This is a genomic window from Myxococcus sp. CA056 (genome assembly GCF_013336715.1).
Lineage (GTDB): Bacteria > Myxococcota > Myxococcia > Myxococcales > Myxococcaceae > Myxococcus > Myxococcus llanfairpwllgwyngyllgogerychwyrndrobwllllantysiliogogogochensis.
In genome coordinates this window covers 1-23,171 of sequence record NZ_JABUMT010000003.1, presented here as the reverse complement: position 1 = coordinate 23,171, position 23,171 = coordinate 1, and the positions used below count along the sequence as shown (strand labels likewise).

Here is a 23,171-nt window from a genome sequence, read left to right as displayed (position 1 = left end):
GCAAGTGGATTGCAATCGGCGTGGAGGCTCCCGCGTAGGGAGACGGGTGGTGAACCCCCTCGCCCGTCCACCAAGGAATCACGCCATGTCCCCCTCGGCCCGTGCCCCGCTGGGCGCCCTGCTGGCGCTGCTCGCGTTGCCCTCCCACGTCCTGGGCGCGGAGCCCGCGAAGGCCCCCGTCGAGTCCGCGAAGGCCGCGGCCACCGCTGACACCGCGACGAAGCTTCTGGGCATCTGGGCGGGAGAGCCCGTCTTCGGGCCCGAGGTCCAGGGCGAGCTGACGGTGTTCCGAGAAGGGGACACGTGGCGCGCGCGCATCGCTGGGTACGAGGCACCGGGGCGCCTGGAGAAGAACGCGCTGACGGTGACGATGCCGGGAGGGCTGGGGACATTCCGGGGCGTGGTGGGCACCGACGGCAAGTTCATCCGGGGCCACTGGGTGCAGCCGCGCGTCGTGGTGGGCGGCGTTCAGTACGCCACGCCCGTGGAGCTGCGTGCGCTCCAGAAGGGTGTGTGGCGGGGCCACGTGACGCCGTGGGCGGACCGCTTCACGCTGTACCTCGTCGTGTACGCGCGGCCTGACGGCACCATCGCCGCGTACCTGAGAGATCCGGAGAAGGGCTTCGGCAAGCAGTTCGCGTTCAACGTCTCCATGCAGGGCAACGCGGTGAAGCTGGTGGACCCGCGCGGTCCGACGACGTTCGAGGGCACCTTCGACCCGCGCTTCGGTCGACTGACGGTGCCCATCCTCTTCCTGGGCCCCATCAACTTCACGAAGAAGGAGCGCGACCAGGCCGTGGGCCTCTACCCGCGCACGCCCGCGCCCGGGCCCTATGCCTACCGCCAACCTGTCGCGGAGCAGGATGGCTGGGCGACGGCGTCGCTCTCCGACGTGGGCATGGACCCCGCCCCCATCCGCGCGCTGATGCAGCGCATCCTCGATACCGAGCCGGGCCCTTCGGCGGGGCCGCTCATCCAGGGCGTGCTCATCGCTCGCAAGGGCAAGCTCGTCGTCGAGGAGTACTTCCACGGCTTCGACAAGGAGCGCCTGCATGACCTGCGCTCCGCGGCCAAGACGCTGGCCCCGGTGCTGGTGGGCACGGCGATGGAGCAGGGCGCGAAGCTTTCACCCGAGACGCCGGTCTACTCGCTGTTCCCTTCGTACAAGAGCGCCGCGCCCGCGGACCCGCGCAAGGCCCAGCTCACGCTGGAGCACCTGATGACGATGACGTCGGGACTGGACTGCGACGAGAACAACGACGAGTCCCCGGGCAACGAGAACGCCCTCCAGGAGCAGGAGGGGGACTGGTACACGTACACGCTCGACCTGCCCATGGGCCGGGCGCCCGGAGAGCCGCAGGCGGTGTACTGCTCGGCGGGGATGAACCTGGTGGGCGGCATGGTGCGCAACGCGACGGGCACGTGGCTGCCCGAGCACTTCGCGCGCACCGTGGCCGAGCCCCTCCAGTTCCGCCGCTACGCGATGAACCTGATGCCGGATGGAGAGGCGTACCTGGGCGGCGGCCTCTACGCGCGTCCCCGTGACGCGCTGAAGCTGGGGCAGCTCTACCTGGCGGGCGGCGTGTGGAACGGCAGGCGCGTGGTCAGCAAGCGCTGGGTCGAGCGCTCCATCACCCGCCACTCCGTGATGAGCCCGGACCGGACCTACGGGTACGCGTGGTGGCGTCACGAACTGCGCGTGGGCGAGCGCGTCTACGCGGAATATGAAGCAGGCGGCAACGGCGGGCAGTACGTCATGGTCATCCCCGAGCTGGAGCTGACGGTGATGTTCACCGGCGGCAACTACGGCCAGTTCAACCTCTGGAAGACCTTCCGGGAGGAGCTGCTGCCCCGCTACATCCTCGCGGCGGTGCGTCGGTAGGCAGGGGTGGGAGCCCGGGCCGTGTCTTGGCTCGACGCCCGGACACAAACGTGGGTAGAAGGCCGGTCCAATGGAGCCCGTCTCGACGAAGAAAGCCTCGCTGGTGACCGAGATCTCGAAGGAGTTCACCTTCGAGGCCGCGCACCGCCTTCCCAACGTCCCCCCTGGCCACAAGTGCTCGCGCGTCCACGGGCACAGCTACCGCATTGAAATCACCGTGCGGGGGCCGGTGGACCCGCACTTCGGCTGGATTGTCGACTTCGCGGAGCTCAACGCCGCGTGGCAGCCGCTGCACGCGCTGCTGGACCACCGGCTGCTCAACGACGTGCCCGGCCTGGAGAACCCCACCAGCGAGCTGCTGGCCGCGTGGGTGTTCGAGCGGCTGAGCTTCGCCACCGCGCGCGTGGTGAAGCTGCGCGTGTCGGAGACGTGCACCTCGCAGTGCACCGTCTATCCGGCCGAGGGCTAACGCCCTCAGGTCTCCACCTGGCCCAGGTTGGCGTGGAGCACCGCGCCATTCACCGTGGGCGTGGTGGCGCAGAAGTAGAGCACGTGGGCGATCTCCTCCGGGGTGATGAGGCGCCCGAAGGTCGACTTGGCGGCGATGGTGGCGGTGCGAGCCGCGTCGTCGCCCAGGTGCTCGCGCAGCATCTCCGTGTCGGTGAAGCCCGGGCACACGCAGGCGGTGTGGATGCGCGTGCCTGCCAGGTCCTGGCAGGTGGAGCGCATCAGCCCGACGAGCGCGTGCTTCGACGTCACGTAGGAGGCATTGCCCCGCACGGCCTTCTCCGAGAGCGTGGAGCCCACGTAGAGGATGGAGGAGCCGTCGCCCAGGTAGGGCCGCGTCAGCCGGTTGAGCACGGCGGGCGCGACGACGTTGACCTCCAGCACCCGGCGAAGCTGCGCCGCCGTCAGCGTCAGCGCGTCGTCGTGGTCATAGATGGCCGCGTTGTGCACCAGGCTGACGCGCCCCTTCGCCTGTCCCACGGCGTCGCGCAGCGCGGCCTCCACGCGGGGCTCCCAGTCGCCGGAGCCCAGGTCCACGCTCAGGTCCACGACGCCCGGCACGTGGCTCGGCTGGCGCGCCAGGTTCAGCACGCCCCAGCCCTCCTTGCGAAAGCGCGCGGCCAGGGCCTGCCCGATGCCCCGACTGGCGCCCGTGACGATGGCCCAGTCGTTCGTCACGGCGCCACCCACTCCCAGGAGGACGACTGCCCCGGACCGGAAGCGCACTTCACCACCAGCCGGGTGACGCCGTCCTTTCGCAGGGCGGTGCCGTCGCCCACCAGTTCCTCACCGAAGACGCGCGCCAGCTCCTCGAGCGTCACGTTCTCCACCGGGAGCACGGTGATGTCGCGCGCGAGGAAGCGCAGCTCCTCGCCGTTGAAGCGCGCCAGGACATTGCCCTTCGCGTCCCGCTCGAGCTTCAGGTGCGGGGAGTGCTCCGGGAGGAAGAACGTCTCGTTCCAGGCGCGGCAGCGGGCGATGATGGTCTGCTTCAGGGGGCCGTAATCGGACAGCATCCCGTTGTCGGCGACCTCGCCCGTCAGCGCGACGTAGACGGTGAAGTTGTGGCCGTGCAGGTTCTCGCGGTGCGTCGCGGAGAAGATGGTGAAGTGCCCGGCCGAGAACTTCATCTCTTCCTTGTAGAGCTCCAGGGTCGTCGTACGTGGCATGGGCGGCCATGGGGTTAGCACCAAGCCCCATCCACCTCAACGGGCCTGCCGAGCCTCCGGGCGGGAAGTGTCACGCCGCGGGACGTCCTGGCCCCGTCCCTGGGAAATGCGCGATTCTGGAGCGCCCATGCTCCTGCCCCTGCTCACCCTGGGTGTGCTCCTGTCCGCCCGGCCACCGGCGGACGAGAAGGTCTTCGCCCCGTGCCCCGAAGCCTCGCCCGAGTGGACGGCCGCGCGCGAGCGCCTGCTGGCGCTGGATGCACGACTGGAAACCCTTCCGGACGGGGGTGACCGGAAGGCAGGCGCCAAAGCCCTGCGCGAGCTGCTCACGTCGCACTGCTTCGCGATGAGCCGCGAGGAGCGCGAGCCGGTGCCCGAGGACGTGTCACCGCTGGCCCTGAAGGCCTGGTGGAAGCAGGGTGGACGGACCTGGGTGGAGTCCTATCTGGAGCTGGGCAAGCCCGGCGCGCGCATGGTGGTGCTGCCGCCCGAGGCGCGCGAGACGCTGACGATGGACTCCGTGAAGCCGGACCACCGGCTCGCCTCGCTGCTGTGCGCCGCGTCGGACACCGCCTGCGCGAAGGAGATGGAGGGCCCGTACACCCGGGTGGACGCGGCCTTCCTCCGCGCGCTCGACCGACCGGACGAGTCCTCCGTCGCCGAAGCGGAAGCGGAGTCTCGCAAGGGGTGCGAGGAGGATGCTCGCACCCGGCCCCAGCGCTGGCGCTACACGGCGTGGCGTGGCTGCGAGGGGGGCTGGACGTCCTTCGACAAGGTGCTCCCCGTGGTGCGCATGCGGATGCCGAAGGACGGATGGCTGGTGTTGAGAGGCCGCCGGGGGCACCACGGCTTCTGTGACGAGGTGCGCGCCTACCACCTGGGGACGGGGGCGGCCTGGGTGTCGCAGAACTGCAGCGACCTGGCGTTGTACGACGACGCGAAGCGAATCGGTCAGGTGGATGTGAAGACCACGAACGCGAACCGGCTCGCGCGAGTGAGGGTGGGCACGCTCTCCGTCGATTCGCTGCGGGAGCTGACGTGGGTGCTGCTGCTCGCCGATGAGGCCATCACCGTCGACCGTGCTCGCCCGCTCACACGCACGGTGCCGGCGGGCTACCCCATCGAATGGCGGGAGCGGCCCTCCGGAATCACCACGCGGGGAGGAGGGGGTGGAGGCAGCTTCTGGGGCAACACCGGCCAGACGACGCTGCGGTGGACGTGGTTTCCCCCCGAGAAGGCCGAACCCCTGTCCGGCGAGCTGACGTGGCCCGAGTCCGCCGACCCGGCCGATGACCACGCGGACCGCCTGCTCGTCGACGCCGAGAAGTCCTTCAAGGAAGGCTGCCCGTCACGACCCGCGCCCGTGGACCTGCTCGACTTCACGCGCCCGGCCAGCGTCAACAAGCGCGACGCACCCGAAGGTGTCACCTCCCAACAGGACGACCTCGTCACCGCGCTGCGCGACTGGCGGCCATCCCCGGGCTGCGCCGTCACCGGCAAGTGACGTCCCACCTCGGGGCCGGCCGCTTCAAATTGCGTTGCGCGTCAGGCCTCGGGGTAATTAGTAAGAGGCAATGTTGCAAATTACCTCCGCGGTGAGGCGTGCCCCGCCTCGAGCGTCCCGTCCCCCGGTGCGCTGTTGTCGCTCCATGTCTCGCTAGCACCTCACGGGCCCTGACGCGGGGGCCGAGCCTGTCTCCAGGCTCGGTGCGCCGCGCTCCCGCGCCCGTCCCAGACACCCACACACCCTGTCTCCCGGCGGTGCCACACCGACCGGCCGGGTGACGTTCGCGCAGTCGTTCCTCGTCCTGTTTTTCACGGGCCGCCGGAGGTGCACACGCATGCGTGCGAGCGCCACCGGTGTGTCCCGACCCCTGAATGGAAGTTGGAGTCAGCCATGAATTGGAAACGTGCAGCGGTGGGAGGGGCTCTGGCCCTCCCGCTGGTGGTGGGCGGTCTTGTCCTCGCGCGCGACGAGGGTTCGGACGCGCAAGGTGGAGCAGGCCCGGCGAAGCCGGCGGCGGCTCCTGTCGTCGCGGCGGAGGTCGTCACCCGACAGGTGGCGGACAGCGCCGAATTCACCGGCACCCTCGCGGCGGTGCAGAGCGTGGAGCTGCGGCCTCGCGTCGGTGGCTATATCGATGCGGTGCGCTTCCAGGAGGGGGGCCTCGTCACCGCGGGACAGGTGTTGTTCCAGCTCGACGCGCGCACCTTCGAGGCGGCGAACGCCCGGGCCCAGGCGGACCTGCGTCAGGCCGAGGAGCGGCGCACGTTGACGGAGAAGAAGTTCGAGCGCGGTGAGAAGCTCGTGGCCGAGCAGGCCATCTCCCGGGGCGACTTCGATGTGTTGATGGCGGAGCGCGCGGAGGCCCGCGCCCGGGTCGAGTCCGCGAAGGCGGCGGCTCGCTCGGCGGAGATCGACCTGCATGACACCCGCGTGCGTGCGCCCGTGAGTGGTCGGGTGGGGCGGGCGCTGGTGACGGCGGGCAACCTGGTCAGCGGCGGCAGCGCCAACGCCACGTTGCTCACCACCATCGTCTCGGTGGAGCCGTTCTACGTCTACTTCGACGTGGACGAGGCGACGTACCTGCGCTTCGCGGGCACGGCCTCGGGGGCGCGCGGCAAGGACGGCCGCGTCAACGCGGTGCCTGTGCGTGTGGCGCTGACGGGTGAAGAGGGCTTCCCGCGTGAGGCCCGGTTGGACTTCCTGGACAATCAGGTGGCGGCGGTGACGGGCACGGCGCGAGCGCGCGCGGTGTTGCCCAACCCGGATGGGAAGCTGACGGCGGGCCTGTTCGCCCGGGTGCGGCTGGAGACGGGCACGGCGCGGCCCACCATCCTCATCCAGGACCAGGCGGTGGGGACGGACCAGAAGGGGCGCTACGTGCTCGTCGTCCGTCCGGACCAGACGCTGGAGCAGCGGCGCGTGGAGCTGGGGACCACCGAGGGCGGGCTGCGCGTGGTGCGCGAGGGCCTGTCGGCGGGTGAGCGCGTGGTCCTCAAGGGCATGGCGCGGCCGGGCATGACGGTGGCGCCGACGATGGTGGCCATGGCCGGCTCCGAACACGCCGAGGGGGCGCGGCCGTGAAGTTCGCGCACTTCTTCGTGGACCGGCCCATCTTCGCGGCCGTGCTGTCCGTGCTGCTGTTGATTGGCGGTGGCCTGTCCCTGATTCAGCTTCCGTTGAGCGAGTACCCGGCCGTGTCACCGCCCACGGTGGTGGTGCGCGCGGCCTATCCGGGCGCGGACCCGGGCGTCATCGCGGAGACGGTGGCCGCGCCGTTGGAGCAGGAGATCAACGGCGTGGAGGGCATGCTCTACATGTCCTCGCAGGCGACGAGCGATGGCCGGGTGGCCGTCACCATCACCTTCGCCATGGGCGTGAATCCGGACACCGCGCAGGTGCAGGTGCAGAACCGGGTGGCCCGCGCGATTCCCCGCCTGCCCGCGGAGGTGCAGCGGCTGGGCGTGCTCACCGAGAAGTCGAGTCCGGACCTGCTGATGGTGGTGCACCTGGTGTCGCCGGACGAGTCGCTGGAGCCGCTCTATCTCTCCAACTACGCGGTGCTCCAGGTGCGCGACGTCCTCCAGCGCGTCCCGGGCGTGGGGGGTGTCAGTGTGCTGGGCGCGGGCGAGTACAGCATGCGCGTCTGGTTGGACCCCCAGTTGCTCGCCGCGCGCGGGCTCACCGCGAGCGACGTGGTGGGCGCCATCCGCGAGCAGAACGTGCAGGTGGCGGCGGGGGTCATCGGCCAGCAGCCGGATGAGCGCTCCGCCTTCCAGCTCACCGTCACCACCCAGGGACGCCTCACGGACGAGGAGCAGTTCCGCGACATCGTCGTGAAGGTGGGCGAGAGCGGACAGGTGACGCACCTGCGCGACGTGGCCCGGGTGGAGCTGGGCGCCAACTCCTATTCCGTGCGCGCCCGGTTGGATGGGAAGTCGGCGGTGGCCATCGGCATCAACCAAGCCTCGGGCTCCAACGCGCTGGACGTATCCGCGGGCATCCGCGCGCGGATGGACGAGCTGAGCCAGGCGTTCCCCAAGGGCATGGAGTACCGCATCGCGTATGACCCGACGCTCTTCGTGCGCACGTCCATCCGCAACGTGGTGACGACGCTGCTGGAGGCGGTGGTGCTGGTGGTGCTGGTGGTGTTGCTGTTCCTCCAGACGTGGCGCGCCTCCATCATTCCGCTGGCGGCGGTGCCCGTGTCGCTGGTGGGCACGGCGGCGGTGATGCACATGTTGGGCTTCTCGCTCAACACGCTGTCCCTCTTCGGACTCGTGCTCTCCATCGGCATCGTCGTCGACGACGCCATCGTCGTGGTGGAGAACGTGGAGCGACACATCGCCCAGGGCGTCAATCCCAAGGAGGCGGCCCGTCGGGCGATGACCGAAGTGACGGGCCCCATCATCGCCATTACCTCCGTGCTGTCGGCGGTGTTCGTCCCCACGGCGTTCCTCGGCGGACTCACGGGCCAGTTCTATCGGCAGTTCGCGCTGACCATCGCCATCTCCACCATCCTCTCGGCCTTCAACTCGCTGACGCTCAGCCCGGCGCTCGCGGGGGTGCTGCTGCGTGGGCACCACGGGCCCAAGGACGGCCTCACGCGCTTCATGGACAAGGCGTTTGGCGGCTGGCTCTTCGGGCCCTTCAACCGCTTCTTCGACAAGGCCTCCGCTGGCTACGTGTCGCTGGTGAAGCGGGTGGTGCGCGTCAGCGCGCTGGCGCTCGTCGTATACGGAGGCCTGCTGCTCCTGACGTGGGTGGGCTTCGCCAAGGTGCCGGCGGGCTTCGTGCCCATGCAGGACAAGTACTACCTGGTGGGGCTGGCGCAGCTTCCTCCCGCATCCTCGCTGGAGCGGACGGACGACGTGGCGAAGCGGATGTCGGCGCTGATGCTGGCGGAGAAGGGCGTGGCGAGCGTCGTGGCCTTCTCCGGCATCACCATCAACGGCTTCGTCAACTCCCCCAACTCGGCCGTCGTCTTCGCGGTTCTCGACGACTTCGAGCAGCGCAAGACGAAGGACTTGTCCGCGAACGCCATCGCGGGCCGGCTCCAGGCGAAGCTGGGCGGCATCCAGGAGGGCTTCGCGGCCATCTTCCCTCCGCCCCCGGTGCCGGGCATGGGTTCCATGGCGGGCTTCAAGCTCCAGGTGGAGGACCGCGCGGGGCTGGGGCCGGAGGCGCTCTACGCCGCCACGCAGGCGCTGGTGCAGAAAGCTTCGGCCGAGCCCCAGTTGATGGGCCTGATGTCGGGCTTTGAAATCAACGTGCCTCAGCTCCAGGCGGACGTGGACCGGGTGAAGGCGAAGCAGCAGGGCGTGCCGCTGGGCTCGGTGTTCGAGACGCTCCAGATTCACCTGGGCTCGCTGTATGTGAACGACTTCAACCGCTTCGGGCGCACCTACCAGGTGAACGTCCAGGCGGACGCGAAGCACCGCATGGAGCCGGAGGACATCGGCCGACTCCAGGTTCGAAACCCCCAGGGCGGCATGGTGCCGCTGGCGTCACTGGTGACGGTGAAGCCCTCGTTCGGTCCGGACCAGGTGCTGCGCTACAACGGATATCCCTCCGCGGATATCAACGGCGCGGCGGCGCCCGGGGTGAGCACGGGACAGGCGGTGGCGGCGATGGAGCGCGTGGCGGCCGAGACACTTCCGGCCGGCATGAGCTTCGAGTGGACCGACCTGACGTACCAGGAGAAGCTCGCTGGCAAGGAAGGCCTGTTCGTCTTCCCGCTCGCCATCCTGCTGGCCTTCCTCATCCTGGCGGCGCAGTACAACAGTTGGTCGCTGCCGCTGGCGGTGTTGCTCACGGTGCCGCTGGCGTTGCTCAGCGCGATTGCCGGGGTGTGGTTCGTGGGTGGGGACAACAACATCTTCACGCAGATTGGGCTCGTGGTGCTCGTGGGCCTGGCGGCGAAGAACGCCATCCTCATCGTCGAGTTCGCGAGGGCGCAGGAAGACGAGGGCGTGGGCGTGGTGCAGGCGGCGCTCGAGGCGTGCCGGCTGCGGCTGCGGCCCATCCTGATGACCTCCATCGCCTTCATCATGGGCGTGGTGCCGCTGGCGCTGGCCACGGGCGCGGGCGCGGAGATGCGCCAGGCGATGGGCGTGGCGGTGTTCGCGGGCATGCTCGGCGTGACGCTGTTCGGGCTGGTGCTGACGCCCATCTTCTACATCGTCATCCGGAAGTTCGCGCTGCGAGGGGCGGAGCGAGAGGCTCCCGTGATTCCGGCGGGAGCGACGGGCGCCGAAGGGCACTGAGCGCCGCGTCATCCGACGGATGACACCAGGTTGTCGAAGAGGGCTGCCTCCACCGAGGGGCGGCCCTCTTTGCTTTTGGGAGGAGACGCGCGGCTCGAACAATCGCGACACGGCGGGGGGCCAGCGTGACGCGTCAGGTGCACTCCCGGGGCGGGGCCTGACACGTCAACCGCTCACTTCAGTCCAGACTCTTCGCGCGGCTTCCCTCGCCGCAGTCCCTTCGCGCGCGTGGTCTTCGGCTTGCACAAGGCGTCTCGAACTTGAAATCCGAGGGGTCGATGCGCTTCGTGCTGGGAGTCGTTGTCGCGGTGGGGCTGGTGGGCTGTGGTGGTCCGGACGTGCAGGGTGTCGATGCGGTGGAGAGCATCGGCCAGGAGATTGTCGGAGGGGTGGAGGCACGCCAGGGGAGCCACCCCTGGAACGTCAGCATGCAGCAGCATGGGAGCCACTTCTGCGGCGCCTCGCTCATCCGGGTCAGCGCGACGAAGAATGAGTCGGACATCGTCGTCACGGCCGCCCACTGCGTCTACGACGGCACGTCTGGACTGACGGTCTCCGCGGGCGTTCACGACCTCCAGCGGCCCGGGGCGGGTGCCCAGACTGTTCGAGGAGTGAGGACCGTCTACCATCCGGCCTACGACCCGGACACGACGATGAACGACATCGCAGTGGTCAAGCTCGAGAAGCCCCTGAAGTTCTCCGCCACGGTCCAGCCCATCCTGCTCCCGCTCGCGGGAGAGACCGTCCCGGACAATGTCGAGGCGACGGTGGCGGGGTGGGGCCTCACGCGCGAGGGCGGATATGACACGTCCCCTGTGCTGATGCAGGTGGGGGTCCCCACCATCGCGCATCGGCAGGTGGCGGCGGCCTACAGTTCCCAGGGTATCCACATCGACCCATACGCGATGCTCGGGGCCGGATACAGCCAGGGGGGCAAGGACGCCTGTCAGGGCGACAGCGGGGGACCGCTCTTCGTTCTTGGCGCGCAGGGCAGGCCCGTGCTCCAGGGCGTCGTGAGCTTTGGCGTGGGCTGCGCGAGGCCCGGCCTGCCCGGCATCTATGCCCGGGTCTCCAACTACATCCCGTGGATCAATACCCAGGTTCGCCTCCTGAGCGTCACGGCGAGGCCGTAGTCCGCCCGGGCGCGCGGCGTTCGGGCGCGTGGCTCCCTGGGGGACTGCTCAGCCGCCTGGGCCGTGGCTACCTTGACGTCCCGGGAGGTCCACGTGGCGAAGCCGGTCCTGAAGTCGGGGAAGGGGACGCGCTCGAAGTCCTTGAGGGGCGCGGACGCCGCGCTGCTCATCATCGACGTCATCAATGACCTGGACTTCCCCGGGGGAGAGCACGTGCTCCCCTGGGCGTCGCGGATGGTGGAGCGATTGGCACCCTTCGCCGCGCGGATGCGCAAGGCGGGGGTGCCGGTCATCTACGTCAACGACAACTTCAACCACTGGCGCAGCAACTTCCGGGACGTCTACCGGCACTGCACCCGGGCGGGCAGCCGGGGCCGAGGCATCGCCCGGGCCTTGCGACCACATGCCACGGACTACTTCGTCCTCAAGCCCAAGCACTCGGCCTTTTTCGCGACGTCGCTGGTTCCCCTGTTGGAGCACCTGGGGACGAAGAAGCTGCTGATGGCGGGCATCGCCACCAACCTGTGTGTCTTCTTCAGCGCCCACGACGCGCACATGCTCGAGTACGACATCACCGTGCTGAGCGACTGTTGTTGTGCGGAGAGCGACACGGACCACGACCTGGCGTTGGACCAGCTCCAGCGCTTCCTTGGGGTGCGCGTGTGCAGGGCCGACGAGGTGAAGCGCAAGGGGCGCTTCCGTCGACCCGCGCATCCCTCGAAGGGGTCCGGACGCTTGTAGGCGAAGGGCTCCTCAGGCGCGGTTGAAGCGCTGGCGCAGGGCACGGAGCGTCGCCCGAGGACCCATCAACGTCAGGTCGAGCTGCGTCTGCCCGCGCTCTCCGCGGATGCTCGCGCCCGTGAGCCGGTCCTCGGGCAGGGGCTCCAGGATGTTCGAGACGTTCTTGTACCGCTCCGCCTGGACTCGAAGCGTCTGTTCGCTCATTCCCAGCTCGCGCAGGGCGGCGAAGAGGTCGTCGTGGAGTTCCGGGGGCACCTGGAGGTGGGCCGCGACAGGCTCGTGGATGAAAGGGGAATGTTTTGTGACCAGATAGCTGATCCTTCGCGCCCCGTGCCCTCCGAGTTCGACGTAGGAGAACATGACGCGGCTGCTCCGGGTGTCGCGATAGAGGTCGCAGCCGTTGTAGGGATAGAAGCCCAGCGCGAAGTGGGTCCAGGCGCGATAGCTCACGGACGTCGTCGCTCCGAGGACGTCGTCGTGGATGCCGCCAATCCATTCCCAGTGGGCGGGGACCTGCATGGGGACGTCGTCCAGCTCCTTCACGGCATCCTCGAGGCCGGGCTGGTTCCGGAGGTACTCGACGAGCGTGTCGTGGGTGATGGACATGGTGTCTCAATCTACCAGGAGGCCGAAGCCCCTGCGTCCGGCCGCGCGTTGCGCCTAGACTGCCGCCCCGTGTCCAGGTCCTCCGAGCAGAGCCCCCAGGGTGGTTTCCGCGCCCGTCTCCACACCATCATCTTCGAGGCCGACACTCCGGCGGGAAAGGCGTTCGACGTGGCCCTGCTGTGGGCCATCGTGTTCAGCATCGCGGCGGTGATGCTGGAGAGCGTGTCCTCCATCCGGGTCCGGTATGCGTCCGCCCTGCAGGTGGCGGAGTGGTTCTTCACCATCATCTTCGCGCTCGAGTACGTGTTGCGGCTCATCGCCGTGCGCCGACCGCTGGACTACGCGCGCAGCTTCTTCGGGCTGGTGGACCTGCTGGCCATCCTCCCGTCCTTCCTGAGCGTCATCTTCCCCGGGGCCCAGACGCTGCTCGTGGTCCGGGTGCTGCGCCTGCTGCGGGTCTTCCGGGTGCTGAAGCTGGGGCACCTCTTGGGGCAGGCGGAGGTCCTGCTCACCGCGCTGCGCGCGAGCCGGGGGAAGATCATCGTCTTCCTCGGCTTCGTGTTGACCGTGGACGTGGTCATGGGCGCCATCATGTATCTGGTGGAAGGGGAGCAGCACGGCTTCGACAGCATCCCCCGGTCCATGTACTGGGCCATCGTGACGATGACGACGGTGGGCTTCGGCGACATCACTCCCAAGACGGTGCCCGGTCAGTTCATCGCGTCGGTGTTGATGATCATGGGCTACGGCATCCTCGCGGTGCCCACGGGCATCGTCTCCGTGGAGCTGGCCGCCGCCACGAAGCAGCGTCCGGACACCCAGGCGTGTCCCGGCTGTGGCGCGCAGGGGCACGACCTGGACGCCCGTTACTGCAAGACGTGCGGGACCGCGCTGGACTGGACGTCCGCGAAAACCGCCGGGTGATGTGGGCCGTGGGTGTTCAGTGTTCACCGCGCGGCGGAAAAGCCCCGCCGGGGAGCGGCTTCATTCGCGAGCATGCGGTGCGCACGTTGCGCCTGTCCTGTTCCCTGGAGACCTCGCGATGAACCTCTTCATCACTGGCGCCACCGGCTTCATCGGCGGCTCCCTGGCGTTGGACTTGAAAGCCCGGGGGCATGTCATTCGTGGGCTCGTGCGCGACGACGCGAAGGCCCGGAAGCTGGCGGCGCTCGGAATCGAACCGGTGCGTGGGGACCTGGGCGACACGGCCCTGCTCATGGCCGAGGCCCGACGCGCGGACGGTGTCATCAACGCGGCCAGCAGCGACCATGAGCAGGCCATCCTCGCGTTGATTGACGGCGTGCGAGGCTCCGGCAAGCCGCTGATCCACACCAGCGGCTCCAGCGTCATTGGCGATGACGTGAAGGGCAATGCCCTGTCGCCCAACGTGTTCGATGAGGAGACGCCGTTCATCGTCGAGCCGGAGAAGCAGGCGCGGCATGCGCTCGACAATCGCGTCCTCGCCGCCGAGGGCGCGCGAGGCATCGTCCTGTGCAACACGATGATCTACGGCACGGGGAAGGGGCTGAGCCGCGACAGCGTGCAGATTCCGCCGCTCGTCGCCCAGGCGCGCAAGAGCGGGGTGGTGCGAATCGTCGGTAAGGGCATCAACCGCTGGTCGAACGTGCACCTCGACGATGTCACCACGCTCTATGCGCTGGCCCTGGAGCGGGCGCCGGCGGGAGCCTTCTACTTCGTGGAGAACGGCGAGGCGCCCTACGCGGAGATTGGCGAGGCCATCGCGGCGCGGTTGAAGCTGGGCCCGGTGCGGTCGTGGACGGTGGAGGAGGCCTCGCGCGAGTGGGGCGAGGGCCACGCTCGCTACTCGTTCGGCTCCAACAGTCGGGTGCGAGCGAAGCGGGCACGGCGCGAGCTGGGCTGGGCGCCGCGACACGACTCCGTGACGGCGTGGATTCGCGACGAGATGCCCGTCGACTGAGCGACGGTGCCCATCAGGCTGGGGGCCGGACGTCCACTTCTGCTCGTTGCCGGGTGTTGGACGCATCGTTCTTCCACCCCGCAGCGCACTTCGGGTTTGCTGCACGCCGGCAGAGCTTCGTTTCCATCCCAGCTCGCGGAGTGACTTCATGCGTACCCTGCTGACGACCCTGGCCTGCACCACCCTCCTGTCCTTCGCGGGGGCCGCCCACGGGCAGGCTCCCGCCAAACCCACGAAGCCCAGTGGCAACATGGCCCCTGGTGGCGCCGCGGGCAGCCAGCAGTCCGAGCCCCGCCAGGGACCGAATCCCACCGGTGCGCCCGTCGAGACGGCGCCGCCCAACGTGCCCGGGTTCAAGCCGGCCTTCCCGGGCCAGACGCGCGCGCCGGGCGTCCAGACGCGCACGCCGTTCCGAGTCACGGAGGTGGCCTCGGGCTTCAACAAGCCGTGGGCCATCGCCTTCCTTCCGGACCAGCGCATGTTGGTGACGGAGAAGCCGACCGGGAAGATCTTTATCGTCACGCCGAAGGGCGAGAAGTCGCAGCCCGTCGCGGGTGTGCCGCGCGTGGATGGGCGCAACCAGGGCGGGCTCCTCGACGTGGAGGTGGGGCCGGACTACGCCACCAGTGGCCTCATCTACTGGAGCTATTACGAGCCGCGCGAGGGCGGCAACGGGCTCGCGGTGGCGCGCGCGAAGCTGGTGGATGGGGCGAAGCCCAAGGTCGAAGGGCTGAAGGTCATCTTCCGGATGGAGCCCACGCTGGAGTCGACGCTGCATGCCGGTGGGCGTCTGGTCTTCGCGCCGGATGGGAAGCTGTTCGTCACGTTGGGTGAGCGCTCGATTCTCCAGGGCCGCGTCCAGGCGCGCGACCTGAAGAGCGACTTCGGGAAGATTGTCCGCATCAACCCGGACGGCTCCATTCCGCAGGACAACCCGTTTGTCGGTCGCAAGGATGCGCGGCCTGAAATCTGGACGCTGGGCCACCGAAACATCCTGTCCGCGGCGCTCGACAGCAAGCATCGGCTCTGGGAGGTGGAGATGGGCCCGCGCGGTGGTGACGAGCTGAACCTCATCGAGAAGGGCAAGGACTACGGCTGGCCCACCATTGGCTACGGCGAGGAGTACTCGGGTGCGCCCATCCACAAGTCCACGCAAGGCCCGGGCATGGAGCAGCCCGTGTACTACTGGGACCCGGTGATTTCGCCCTCGGGGATGACCATCTACTCGGGAGATCTGTTCCCCGAATGGAAGGGCAACTTCTTCATCGGCGGTCTGTCGAGTCAGGCGCTGGTGCGGCTGGTGCTCAAGGACGACCGCGTGGTGGGCGAGGAGCGGTTGCTCCTGGACCAGGACTCACGCATCCGCGAGGTCGTCCAGGGCCCCGAGGGCGCGCTCTATCTGCTCACCGACGACGACAACGGGCGACTGCTCAAGCTGACGCCGCGCTGAGCGGTTGTCGGAGGCTCCATGCGCTCGCGTAGGGTGCGGTTCGGCCCGATACTCGAGCGCATGCGGCATGCAGCCTGAGTGCGTCGAGTAGGTCGCGGGGTGAGAGGGTGGAAATCCCATGGCGGGCCTGAAGTACTCATTTGTCTTCGGTGTCTTCGCGGCGCTGCTGATGGTCCTGGCCTTCCAGCTTCGGGGCCTGGGGTGGGGGTTGCTCTGGCCCGCGCTGAGCTTCGCGCTCGTGGCGGTGGCGTATGCCGGGGCGTGGCCGGCGGTTTTTGGTAAGTGCTCCGATGGACGGATGCATCCCTGGGCGCTGGTCGTCTTGTTGCCCTATCTGCTGATGACCTGGGCGACGTGGCGACTCGCGCGGCGGCTCTCGCGCGAATCAGTGCATGACGAGGTCGCGCCCGGCATCGTCATCGGGCGTCGGTTGTTGGCGGGGGAGTTACCGGTGGGTACTCGGACGGTGGTGGACCTGACGTCCGAGTTCATCGAGCCCGAAGGCATCCGGAGTGTTGAGCACTACGTCTGTCATCCCATCCTCGACGCGACGGCGCCGCCGGTGGAGCGCCTGGCGTCCTGCGTCGAGTCTTGGGCGATGCTGCCGACGCCGCTCTACATCCACTGCGCGCAGGGACATGGGCGTACGGGCATGGTGGCTGCCGCACTCCTCCTGGCGCGCGGACTGGCTCCGGATGCGAAGCAAGCCCTGGCCATGGTGCAGAAGGCGCGACCGGGCGTGCGGCTGTCGGCGGCGCAGGCGGCCGCGTTGGAGACACTGGGGGCGCGATTGCTTCGCGTGGGGAGTGTGACAGCGGGGATTTGCGGCACGTAACTGGAAGCGGCGCCCCGGCGCCGTCCGTTCGCAGCAACAACCGGGTCGCAACCTGCTCCCCGGTGCGCCATCTCCTGTGTCTGTCCGGTGTGCTGACTGCGCCGCCGGAGACAAGAGGGAGTGTCTGTATGGCGTGGCGACCGAAGCAGCGAACAATGTCAGCTCAGGTGTCCGTGGAGTGGAGGGCCTCATGACCACGCCTGTCCGCAGGATGCGTGCGTCGAGCCCTCCCAACGTGGAGCAGCGCCTGGAGGCGCTCGACTGGGCGGCTCTCGGCTCGGAGCTGGATACTCGTGGGTGCGCCACGCTGGCTTCCATTCTGACGCCTGACGAGTGCTCGGCCCTCGCGGGACTCTACGCCTCCGATGCGCCGTTCCGCAGTCGCGTCGTCATGGCTCGGCACGGCTTTGGTCGGGGCGAGTACAAGTACTTCGCCTATCCGCTCCCTGACCTCGTCGCCCGTCTACGCAGCGGGCTCTACCCCCAGCTCGCCGCCATCGCGAATCGCTGGAACGAAGCCATGCGCATCGACACGCGCTACCCCGACACGCACGCCGCCTACCTCCAGCACTGTCATCAGGCAGCGCAGCTCCGGCCGACGCCACTGCTCCTCCAGTATGGCGAGGGGGACTACAACTGCCTCCACCAGGACCTCTATGGCGAGGAGGTCTTCCCCCTCCAGGTGGCCTTCCTCCTGTCGGAGCCGGAGCGAGATTTCACGGGAGGCGAGCTGGTCCTCACCGAACAGCGCCCGCGCATGCAGTCCCGCGCGGAGGTGGTGCCGCTTCGTCAGGGAGATGGCGTCATCTTCCCCGTCCACCACCGCCCCGTGCAGGGCACGCGAGGCATCTACCGCGTCAACATGCGCCACGGCGTCAGCCGCCTCCGCTCGGGCCACCGTCACACGGTGGGCATCATCTTCCACGATGCCCGCTGACGGGCCCCACGCCTGGCTGCCTCAGTCACCCCTGAGCGCGACCGAGGGAGACACCTGTGCCGCCCTCCGCGCGGGGAGCAGGGCCGCGGCAAAGGCCACCAATCCCAGAACCACCAGCACCACCGCGTACGTGAGTGGATCCACGGGCTGAACCCCGGTGAGCAGATGCGCGAGCGTCCGGCTGGCCCCCGCCGCGAGCACGAGCCCGAGTCCCAGCCCCATCGCCGTCAATCCCAGGTACCGACGCAGCACCAGGTTCGTCACCTGGTGTGCCCTCGCTCCCAGGGCCAGGCGGATGCCCAGCTCCCGCGTCCGCTGGGACACCGCATAGGCGACGACGCCATAGAGCCCCACCGCCGCCAGCAGCAGCGCCACCCCGGCGAAGACTCCAACGAGCAGCAGGTAGAAGCGCAGTGGCGCCATCGTGCGGTCCACGACCGAGGCCAGCGTGCGCACGCTGCCGAGCGCGAGGCTCGAGTCGAGCGACCGGACCTCCGCGCGCACCGCCGAGGCGAGCGTGAGCGGGTCCGCCGACGTTCGCAGGACGAGCGTCATCTGCGTGCTGCGTGCCTGCTCATAGGGGAGATAGACCTCCGCGACAGCGGGCGCCGCCAGCCCGTCGATGGCGAGGTTGTCCACCACGCCGACCACGACTCCTCCGAACGCACCGTTTCCCCAGTTCATGTCCGTGCTCAGCGTCCGCCCCAGCGGGTCCTCGTTCGGCCAGAACCGGCGAGCGGCCTCCGCGTTGACCAACACGGCGCGCCTGCCTTCACCTCGGTCCTCGGCGCTCAACCCCCGGCCACTCAGGAGCTTCACGCGCAGGGTCTCCAGGGCGCCAGGACTGACGATGCGCACGCTGGCCTTCCAGGGGGCCGCTCCAGGTGGCACCGGACGCTGGGGGTCCTTCAGGTCGAGCGGCATCTTGCCTCCGTCCATCGGCAGGCCAGCGACGATGCCCGCGGCCTCGACGCCGGGCAGGGCGCGCAGCCGCGTGAGGAGCTGGTCGAAGAAGGCCTCGGGCGCGGCGGTGCCGAAGCCATACCGATTGGGCGGCAGGTCGAGCTTCACCGTGAGGACTCCCTCCGACTCGAACCCCGGCGCCGCTCGCTGAAGATGCACGAAGCTGCGCAACAGCAGCCCCGCGCTCACCAGCAGCAACACCGCGAGCGCGGTCTCCCCGACGATGAGCAATGCGCGCGTCTTGTGGTGGTGGGCGCCACCGCCACTCCCCGCATTCGCCATGCGCAGTCCACCGCCGAGCGACACGCGCGTGGCCTTCAGCGTGGGAACGAGGCCGAACAACACCGTGGTGAGCATCGCCAACGCGGCGGTGAAGGCCAGCACGGTGCCGTCGATGGAGGCCTCCTCGAGACGAGGAATGTCCTGGGGGCCGAACGCGGTCAGGACATCCATGGCCCACATGGCCGCGAGCAGTCCCATCGCGCCACCCGCGAGCGCCAGCAGGCCGCTCTCCGCGAGCAGCTCGCGAGCCAGCCGGCCCCGGCTCGCGCCCAGGGCGAGGCGAATCGACAACTCTCCCTCACGCGAGGCCGCACGTGCGAGCAACAGGTGGGTGAGGTTCGCGCAGGCGACGAGCAGGACCAGCCCCACCGCGCCCATCAACATCAGCAGGGAGGGACGCACCTTTCCCAGCAGCACGTCGCGCAGGGACTCCACGCTCGCGCCCACGTCCCCGTTCGTTCGGGGATGCTGCTCGGCCAGTCCTCGTGCAATCGCGGCCACCTCGGCGCTCGCCTGCTCCACGCTCGCGCCGGGCGCGAGGCGGCCATACACCTCCAGCCAGTGGGCACCGCGTGCTTCCGGCGTCAACGACTCCGGGCCCAGGACCAGGGGCAACCAGAGCTCCGAACGCGCCGGGAAGTCGAAGCCGGGCGCCATGACTCCCACCACCGTGGTGGGCACGGGGGCTCCCGTGCTCAGGGTTCGCCCCAGCACCGTCGGACTTCCGCCGAAGCGACGCTGCCACAAGGAATGAGAGATGACGGCGACCGGAGGCGCGCCTGGAGCATCGTCTCCTCGCTGGAGCGCTCGGCCCAGGTGCACTCGCGGGCCGAGCACCTGGAAGAGGTCGGCCGTGGCGAGGGTTCCCTGGACCTTCACGGGGAGCGACTCGGCGTCATGCGCGCCCAGGGTCAGCTCGGTGCTCGCGAGCGCGGCCAATCCGGTGAAGGAGCGCGCCTGCTCGCGCAGACTCACCAGGTCTGGAGGTGAAGTGGGACCCGGGCCCTGCTTCCCCACGCTGTACAGCCGCACCACGCGCGCGTCGTCCTGGAGGGGGAGGGGACGCAGCAGCACGGTGTGCACCACGCTGAAGATGGCCGCGTTCGCCCCGATTCCGAGCGTGAGTGTGAGCACCGCCACCAGGGTGAACGTGGGACTGCGTCGCAACCGGCGCAGCGCGTGACGGAAGTCCTGGCGGAAAAAGTCCATGCGTGTGCCCGACAGCACGGAGCGTGCCATGAGGCGCACTCTCTGTCGTCAGACGCACGGTGCGACGAGCCACCTGGCGCGGTGGCCGGAGCTGGGACAATCGGTTCCCGGCTCCGGACACTCGCGTCTCATGAACGTGTCTTCGAGGCTCAGTTCTTGGGGAAGCAGCCGGTGGACAAGGCCCACGGCTCGCTGCCGTGGGTGCCGTCCCCCGCGACGAGATAGACCCAGTCGTGGGAGGCGAGGAAGATGACCGGATTGGACGAAGCCGGCCCCGGATTGATGTCCGCCACGTGGGTTCCCGACGCGGTGCCGTTGGTCCACGCCAGCTCCGCGCCCACCGTCTCGTCGAAGTAGAGGAAGGTCGCACCGTCGCCCACGACGAAGGGCGGGAAGGGGTCTCCAGAGATGGAGTTCTCGGGCCCGGGCCTCAGGTCCTTGATGAGCCGGGTGCCCGAAGGCGTGCCGTCGGTGACCCAGGGCTCTTTCCCCTCGTCGGGCGTGGTCGCGTAGAAGAAGACCTTGTTCTTTCCGGCGGCCAGACTCGAGGGCTCGTACCCGGGCGGTGGCGACGTCGGATGGGTGTCCGCGAGCATCAAGGTGCCCGCCGTCGTGCCGTTGCTCCTCCAGGGCTCCCTGCCGTGGGTGCCATCGTCGGCGAACAGGATGACGTTGCCCTTCAGCGGCACCAGCTCACGCGGGTCCGAGCCCGTGGCACCCGGACGGATGTCCTTCACCAGTCGTGTGTCGTCCTCGCAGCCCATCGAGGTCCACAGCTCCGCGCCGTGGACGCCGTCGTTCGCGGTGAAATAGAGCTTCTTCTTCCCTGACGTCAGCCAGGCGATGTCCGAGCCCTCCGAACCCGCGCGAATGTCCTCCACCAGCTCGGTGTCCTCTTTCGTTCCATCCGTCGTCCAGAGTTCCCGGCCGTGGGTGCCGTCGTTCGCCACGAAGAACACGGTGCCGTCTTCCAGTCGGAAGAGCTGCTCGGGCGACGAACTCCCGGAGCCAGGGGCGATGTCTCGCACCAGCCGGGTTCCGCCATTCGTGCCGTCGGACTTCCACAGCTCACGACCCTTGTCGCCGTCGTCCGCGGCGAAGAGGAGCCGCTTGCCATCGACGAGGAGTTGCCCGGGGGAAGAGCTCGCGAAGCCTGGGGCGATATCCTTCACGAGGTGCGTTCCCCCGGTCGTCCCGTCACTGCGCCACAACTCCGTGCCGCGCGTGCCGTCGTCGGCGGGGAAGTAGAGCGTCTTGCCCACGGAGACGAGCTGGAAGAGCGGGTTGTCTGGGAAGGCGTCACCGAAGGGATTGATGTCCTCGACCAGTCGAGTCCCTCCGGGGGTGCCGTCTGTCTTCCACAGCTCGTTGCCGTGGATGCCATCGTCCATGATGAAGAAGACCTTGGAGCCCACGACAGTCATTCGCTTGGGGTAGTCGGAGAGGTTTCCGAGCAACAGGGTGGCCTTCCATCCGGAATGGAGGTCCTGCCCGCCGGATTTCTCCTCCAGCTTCCACAGGGCGTAGGTGTCGAGGCTCGGGCCGTAGACGACGCTCAGATAGACGACGCCATCCACCTGGACGCTGTCGAACGGGAACGTCGAGCCGGTACCCGGCGCGAGGTCGGCGACGAGCTTGGGCCCGCTGCACTGGTTGTTCAGGTCCTGGCTCAGCTCGGCTTCGGAGGTGATGTCGGGGGTCGGTGGGTCCACCGACTCCTCCATGGGGCCGCAGGCGCAGAAGAGCGCACAACTGCCTGCGAGGAAGTATGAACGGGAGTGACGCATGGATTCATTTCCTTTCCCCGGACCCATCGTTCATCCGGGTCCGCGGAATGTGGAGGGTGATTGGCGAATGCCCAGTGCTCCGGGGCCTGAGGTCAGGTTCGCTGGTTCACCGATGTGAATGAGGCGACAGTCCGCCGCGCGGCTATCATCCGGGGCCACGGTGGACGGGGCACTCGATGGACGACTTCCAGGCGATTCTGAATGAAGTGATGGCGGCCATCCGGCCGACGGTGGGGCAGGGGCGGGTGGCGAACTACATCCCCGCGCTGGCCGCGGTGGACCCCGCACGGTTCGGCATGGCGCTGGCGACCGTCGATGGCGAGGTGTTCGGCGTGGGGGATTGGCGGGTTCCCTTCTCCGTGCAGAGCATCTCCAAGGTGTTCGCGCTGGCGCTGACGCTGGCTCGCGATGGGGATGCGCTGTGGCGCAGGGTGGGCAAGGAGCCCTCGGGCAATCCGTTCAATTCGCTGGTGCAGCTCGAGTACGAGCAGGGTGTGCCCCGCAACCCGTTCATCAATGCGGGGGCGCTGGTCGTCACGGACCGGTTGCTGAGTCTCACGGGCGATTCGCGCGGAGTGTTGCGGGAGTTCCTGCGGGCGGAGAGTGGCAACGCGTCCGTGGACTTCGACCCGGTGGTCGCCGCGTCAGAGGCCGAGCACGGCCACCGCAACTCCGCGCTGGCGCACTTCATGGCGAGCTACGGCAACATCCAGAACCCGGTGCCTCGCGTGCTGGAGCACTATTTCTGGCAGTGCTCGCTGTCGATGAGCTGCGCGGACCTCGCGCGGGCCTGTGGCTTCCTGGCGCGTCATGGGCAGGGCGCGAAAGGTGAGCGATTGCTCACGCGCAGCCAGGCCAAGCAGGTCAACGCGGTGATGCTCACCTGCGGCACGTATGACGCCGCGGGCGAGTTCGCCTATCGCGTGGGCCTGCCATGCAAGAGTGGTGTCGGTGGCGGCATCATCGCCGTCATCCCGAATCGCTGTGGATTGTGTGTGTGGAGTCCGGGGCTGGATGCCCACGGCAACTCCGTTGCGGGTGTGGAAGCACTGGACCGGTTCACGACGCTGACCGGGCTCTCGGTGTTTTGAGGGGGATGGGTGGCGTTGAAGGTGAACCGGTCCTCGCGAAGATGTTCTTCCGCTGAGGACCGGCCCCCACCGCCCATCCCTCACGCCCGAGCCGTCCCGATGTGAAGCGGATCTCCCGCTTCGCTTGCTGCAACCCGCCCGTCCAACCCGCCCGTCCTGCGTGCTGCCCCGTCCAACCCGCCGCCCGTACCACCCCGTGCTGCCCGTCCTACGTGCTGCCCCGTCCGACCCGCCGCCCGTACCGCCCCGTGCTGCCCGTCCTACGTGCTGCCCCGTCCGACCCGCCGCCCGTACCGCCCCGTGCTGCCCGTCCTACGTGCTGCCCCGTCCGACCCGCCGCCCGTACCGCCCCGTCCTGCGTGCTGCCCCG

At 68.8% G+C, this 23,171-nt stretch carries 18 protein-coding genes; 13 read left to right on the top strand and 5 right to left on the bottom strand.

Going from position 1 to position 23,171, the window contains the following annotated elements:
- The first annotated feature begins 85 nt into the window (after positions 1-85).
- Together HUA76_RS14595 and queD are read left to right on the top strand one after the other, a co-directional pair.
- Positions 86-1,882 (top strand): serine hydrolase, encoded by a 1,797-nt coding sequence (locus tag HUA76_RS14595; RefSeq protein ID WP_174461229.1) that lies wholly within the window; start codon positions 86-88, stop codon positions 1,880-1,882.
- A gap of 100 nt (positions 1,883-1,982) precedes the next feature.
- Positions 1,983-2,351, top strand: a complete 369-nt coding sequence (gene queD / locus HUA76_RS14590; RefSeq protein ID WP_275902352.1) for a 6-carboxytetrahydropterin synthase QueD — start codon at positions 1,983-1,985, stop codon at positions 2,349-2,351.
- A gap of 5 nt (positions 2,352-2,356) precedes the next feature.
- On the opposite strand, the gene HUA76_RS14585 is transcribed toward queD, so the two are convergent.
- A complete protein-coding gene (locus HUA76_RS14585) occupies positions 2,357-3,067 on the bottom strand; it encodes an SDR family oxidoreductase (RefSeq protein ID WP_174453511.1) in 711 nt (236 codons plus the stop codon).
- Positions 3,064-3,558, bottom strand: coding sequence for a 6-carboxytetrahydropterin synthase (locus HUA76_RS14580; protein ID WP_174453512.1), 495 nt, complete (start codon positions 3,556-3,558; stop codon positions 3,064-3,066). Before HUA76_RS14580 ends, HUA76_RS14585 begins: the two co-directional genes overlap by 4 nt.
- A gap of 127 nt (positions 3,559-3,685) precedes the next feature.
- On the opposite strand from HUA76_RS14580, the gene HUA76_RS14575 reads away from it, so the two are divergent.
- The 5 genes from HUA76_RS14575 to HUA76_RS14555 all read left to right on the top strand — a co-directional run bounded on the left by HUA76_RS14575 (position 3,686) and on the right by HUA76_RS14555 (position 11,702).
- On the top strand, positions 3,686-5,062 hold the full coding sequence (locus HUA76_RS14575; RefSeq protein ID WP_174461228.1) for a hypothetical protein: 1,377 nt from the start codon (positions 3,686-3,688) through the stop codon (positions 5,060-5,062).
- A gap of 393 nt (positions 5,063-5,455) precedes the next feature.
- Entirely contained in the window at positions 5,456-6,646 is a 1,191-nt protein-coding gene (locus tag HUA76_RS14570) for an efflux RND transporter periplasmic adaptor subunit (RefSeq protein ID WP_174461227.1), read from the top strand.
- Positions 6,643-9,828: an efflux RND transporter permease subunit gene (locus HUA76_RS14565; protein ID WP_141644196.1), complete on the top strand. Its 3,186-nt coding sequence runs from the start codon at positions 6,643-6,645 to the stop codon at positions 9,826-9,828. The genes HUA76_RS14570 and HUA76_RS14565 overlap by 4 nt, the downstream gene beginning before the upstream one ends.
- A 278-nt stretch (positions 9,829-10,106) precedes the next feature.
- Positions 10,107-10,961: a serine protease gene (locus HUA76_RS14560; RefSeq protein ID WP_174461226.1), complete on the top strand. Its 855-nt coding sequence runs from the start codon at positions 10,107-10,109 to the stop codon at positions 10,959-10,961.
- Between the two features lie 93 nt (positions 10,962-11,054).
- Positions 11,055-11,702 carry a cysteine hydrolase family protein gene (locus HUA76_RS14555; RefSeq protein WP_371823476.1) on the top strand — a complete coding sequence of 216 codons (648 nt, stop codon included), beginning with the start codon at positions 11,055-11,057 and terminating at the stop codon, positions 11,700-11,702.
- A 12-nt stretch (positions 11,703-11,714) separates the two neighbouring features.
- On the opposite strand, the gene HUA76_RS14550 is transcribed toward HUA76_RS14555, so the two are convergent.
- Complete coding sequence (locus HUA76_RS14550) at positions 11,715-12,308, bottom strand: hypothetical protein (protein ID WP_174461225.1); 594 nt, start codon at positions 12,306-12,308, stop codon at positions 11,715-11,717.
- A 69-nt stretch (positions 12,309-12,377) separates the two neighbouring features.
- Here HUA76_RS14550 and HUA76_RS14545 point away from each other — a divergent pair, with 69 nt between their 5' ends.
- From HUA76_RS14545 to HUA76_RS14525, 5 genes are all read left to right on the top strand, one after another.
- Complete coding sequence (locus HUA76_RS14545; protein WP_141644199.1) at positions 12,378-13,232, top strand: ion transporter; 855 nt, start codon at positions 12,378-12,380, stop codon at positions 13,230-13,232.
- 118 nt (positions 13,233-13,350) lie between these two features.
- Positions 13,351-14,247, top strand: coding sequence for an NAD-dependent epimerase/dehydratase family protein (locus HUA76_RS14540; RefSeq protein WP_174461224.1), 897 nt, complete (start codon positions 13,351-13,353; stop codon positions 14,245-14,247).
- Between the two features lie 148 nt (positions 14,248-14,395).
- Positions 14,396-15,697: a PQQ-dependent sugar dehydrogenase gene (locus HUA76_RS14535; RefSeq protein ID WP_174453519.1), complete on the top strand. Its 1,302-nt coding sequence runs from the start codon at positions 14,396-14,398 to the stop codon at positions 15,695-15,697.
- Between the two features lie 118 nt (positions 15,698-15,815).
- Entirely contained in the window at positions 15,816-16,532 is a 717-nt protein-coding gene (locus tag HUA76_RS14530) for a tyrosine-protein phosphatase (RefSeq protein WP_174461223.1), read from the top strand.
- A 211-nt stretch (positions 16,533-16,743) separates the two neighbouring features.
- Positions 16,744-17,469, top strand: coding sequence for a 2OG-Fe(II) oxygenase (locus HUA76_RS14525; protein ID WP_371823494.1), 726 nt, complete (start codon positions 16,744-16,746; stop codon positions 17,467-17,469).
- A 21-nt stretch (positions 17,470-17,490) separates the two neighbouring features.
- Here the strand turns inward: HUA76_RS14525 and HUA76_RS14520 are convergent, their stop codons facing one another.
- Both HUA76_RS14520 and HUA76_RS14515 read right to left on the bottom strand, forming a co-directional pair.
- Complete coding sequence (locus HUA76_RS14520; protein WP_254614244.1) at positions 17,491-19,953, bottom strand: ABC transporter permease; 2,463 nt, start codon at positions 19,951-19,953, stop codon at positions 17,491-17,493.
- A gap of 119 nt (positions 19,954-20,072) precedes the next feature.
- Positions 20,073-21,710, bottom strand: a complete 1,638-nt coding sequence (locus tag HUA76_RS14515; protein WP_174461221.1) for an ELWxxDGT repeat protein — start codon at positions 21,708-21,710, stop codon at positions 20,073-20,075.
- Between the two features lie 176 nt (positions 21,711-21,886).
- On the opposite strand from HUA76_RS14515, the gene HUA76_RS14510 reads away from it, so the two are divergent.
- The gene (locus HUA76_RS14510; protein WP_141644205.1) at positions 21,887-22,801 is read left to right on the top strand and encodes a glutaminase; all 915 of its coding nucleotides are present in this window, start codon (positions 21,887-21,889) and stop codon (positions 22,799-22,801) included.
- Positions 22,802-23,171 lie beyond the last annotated feature (370 nt).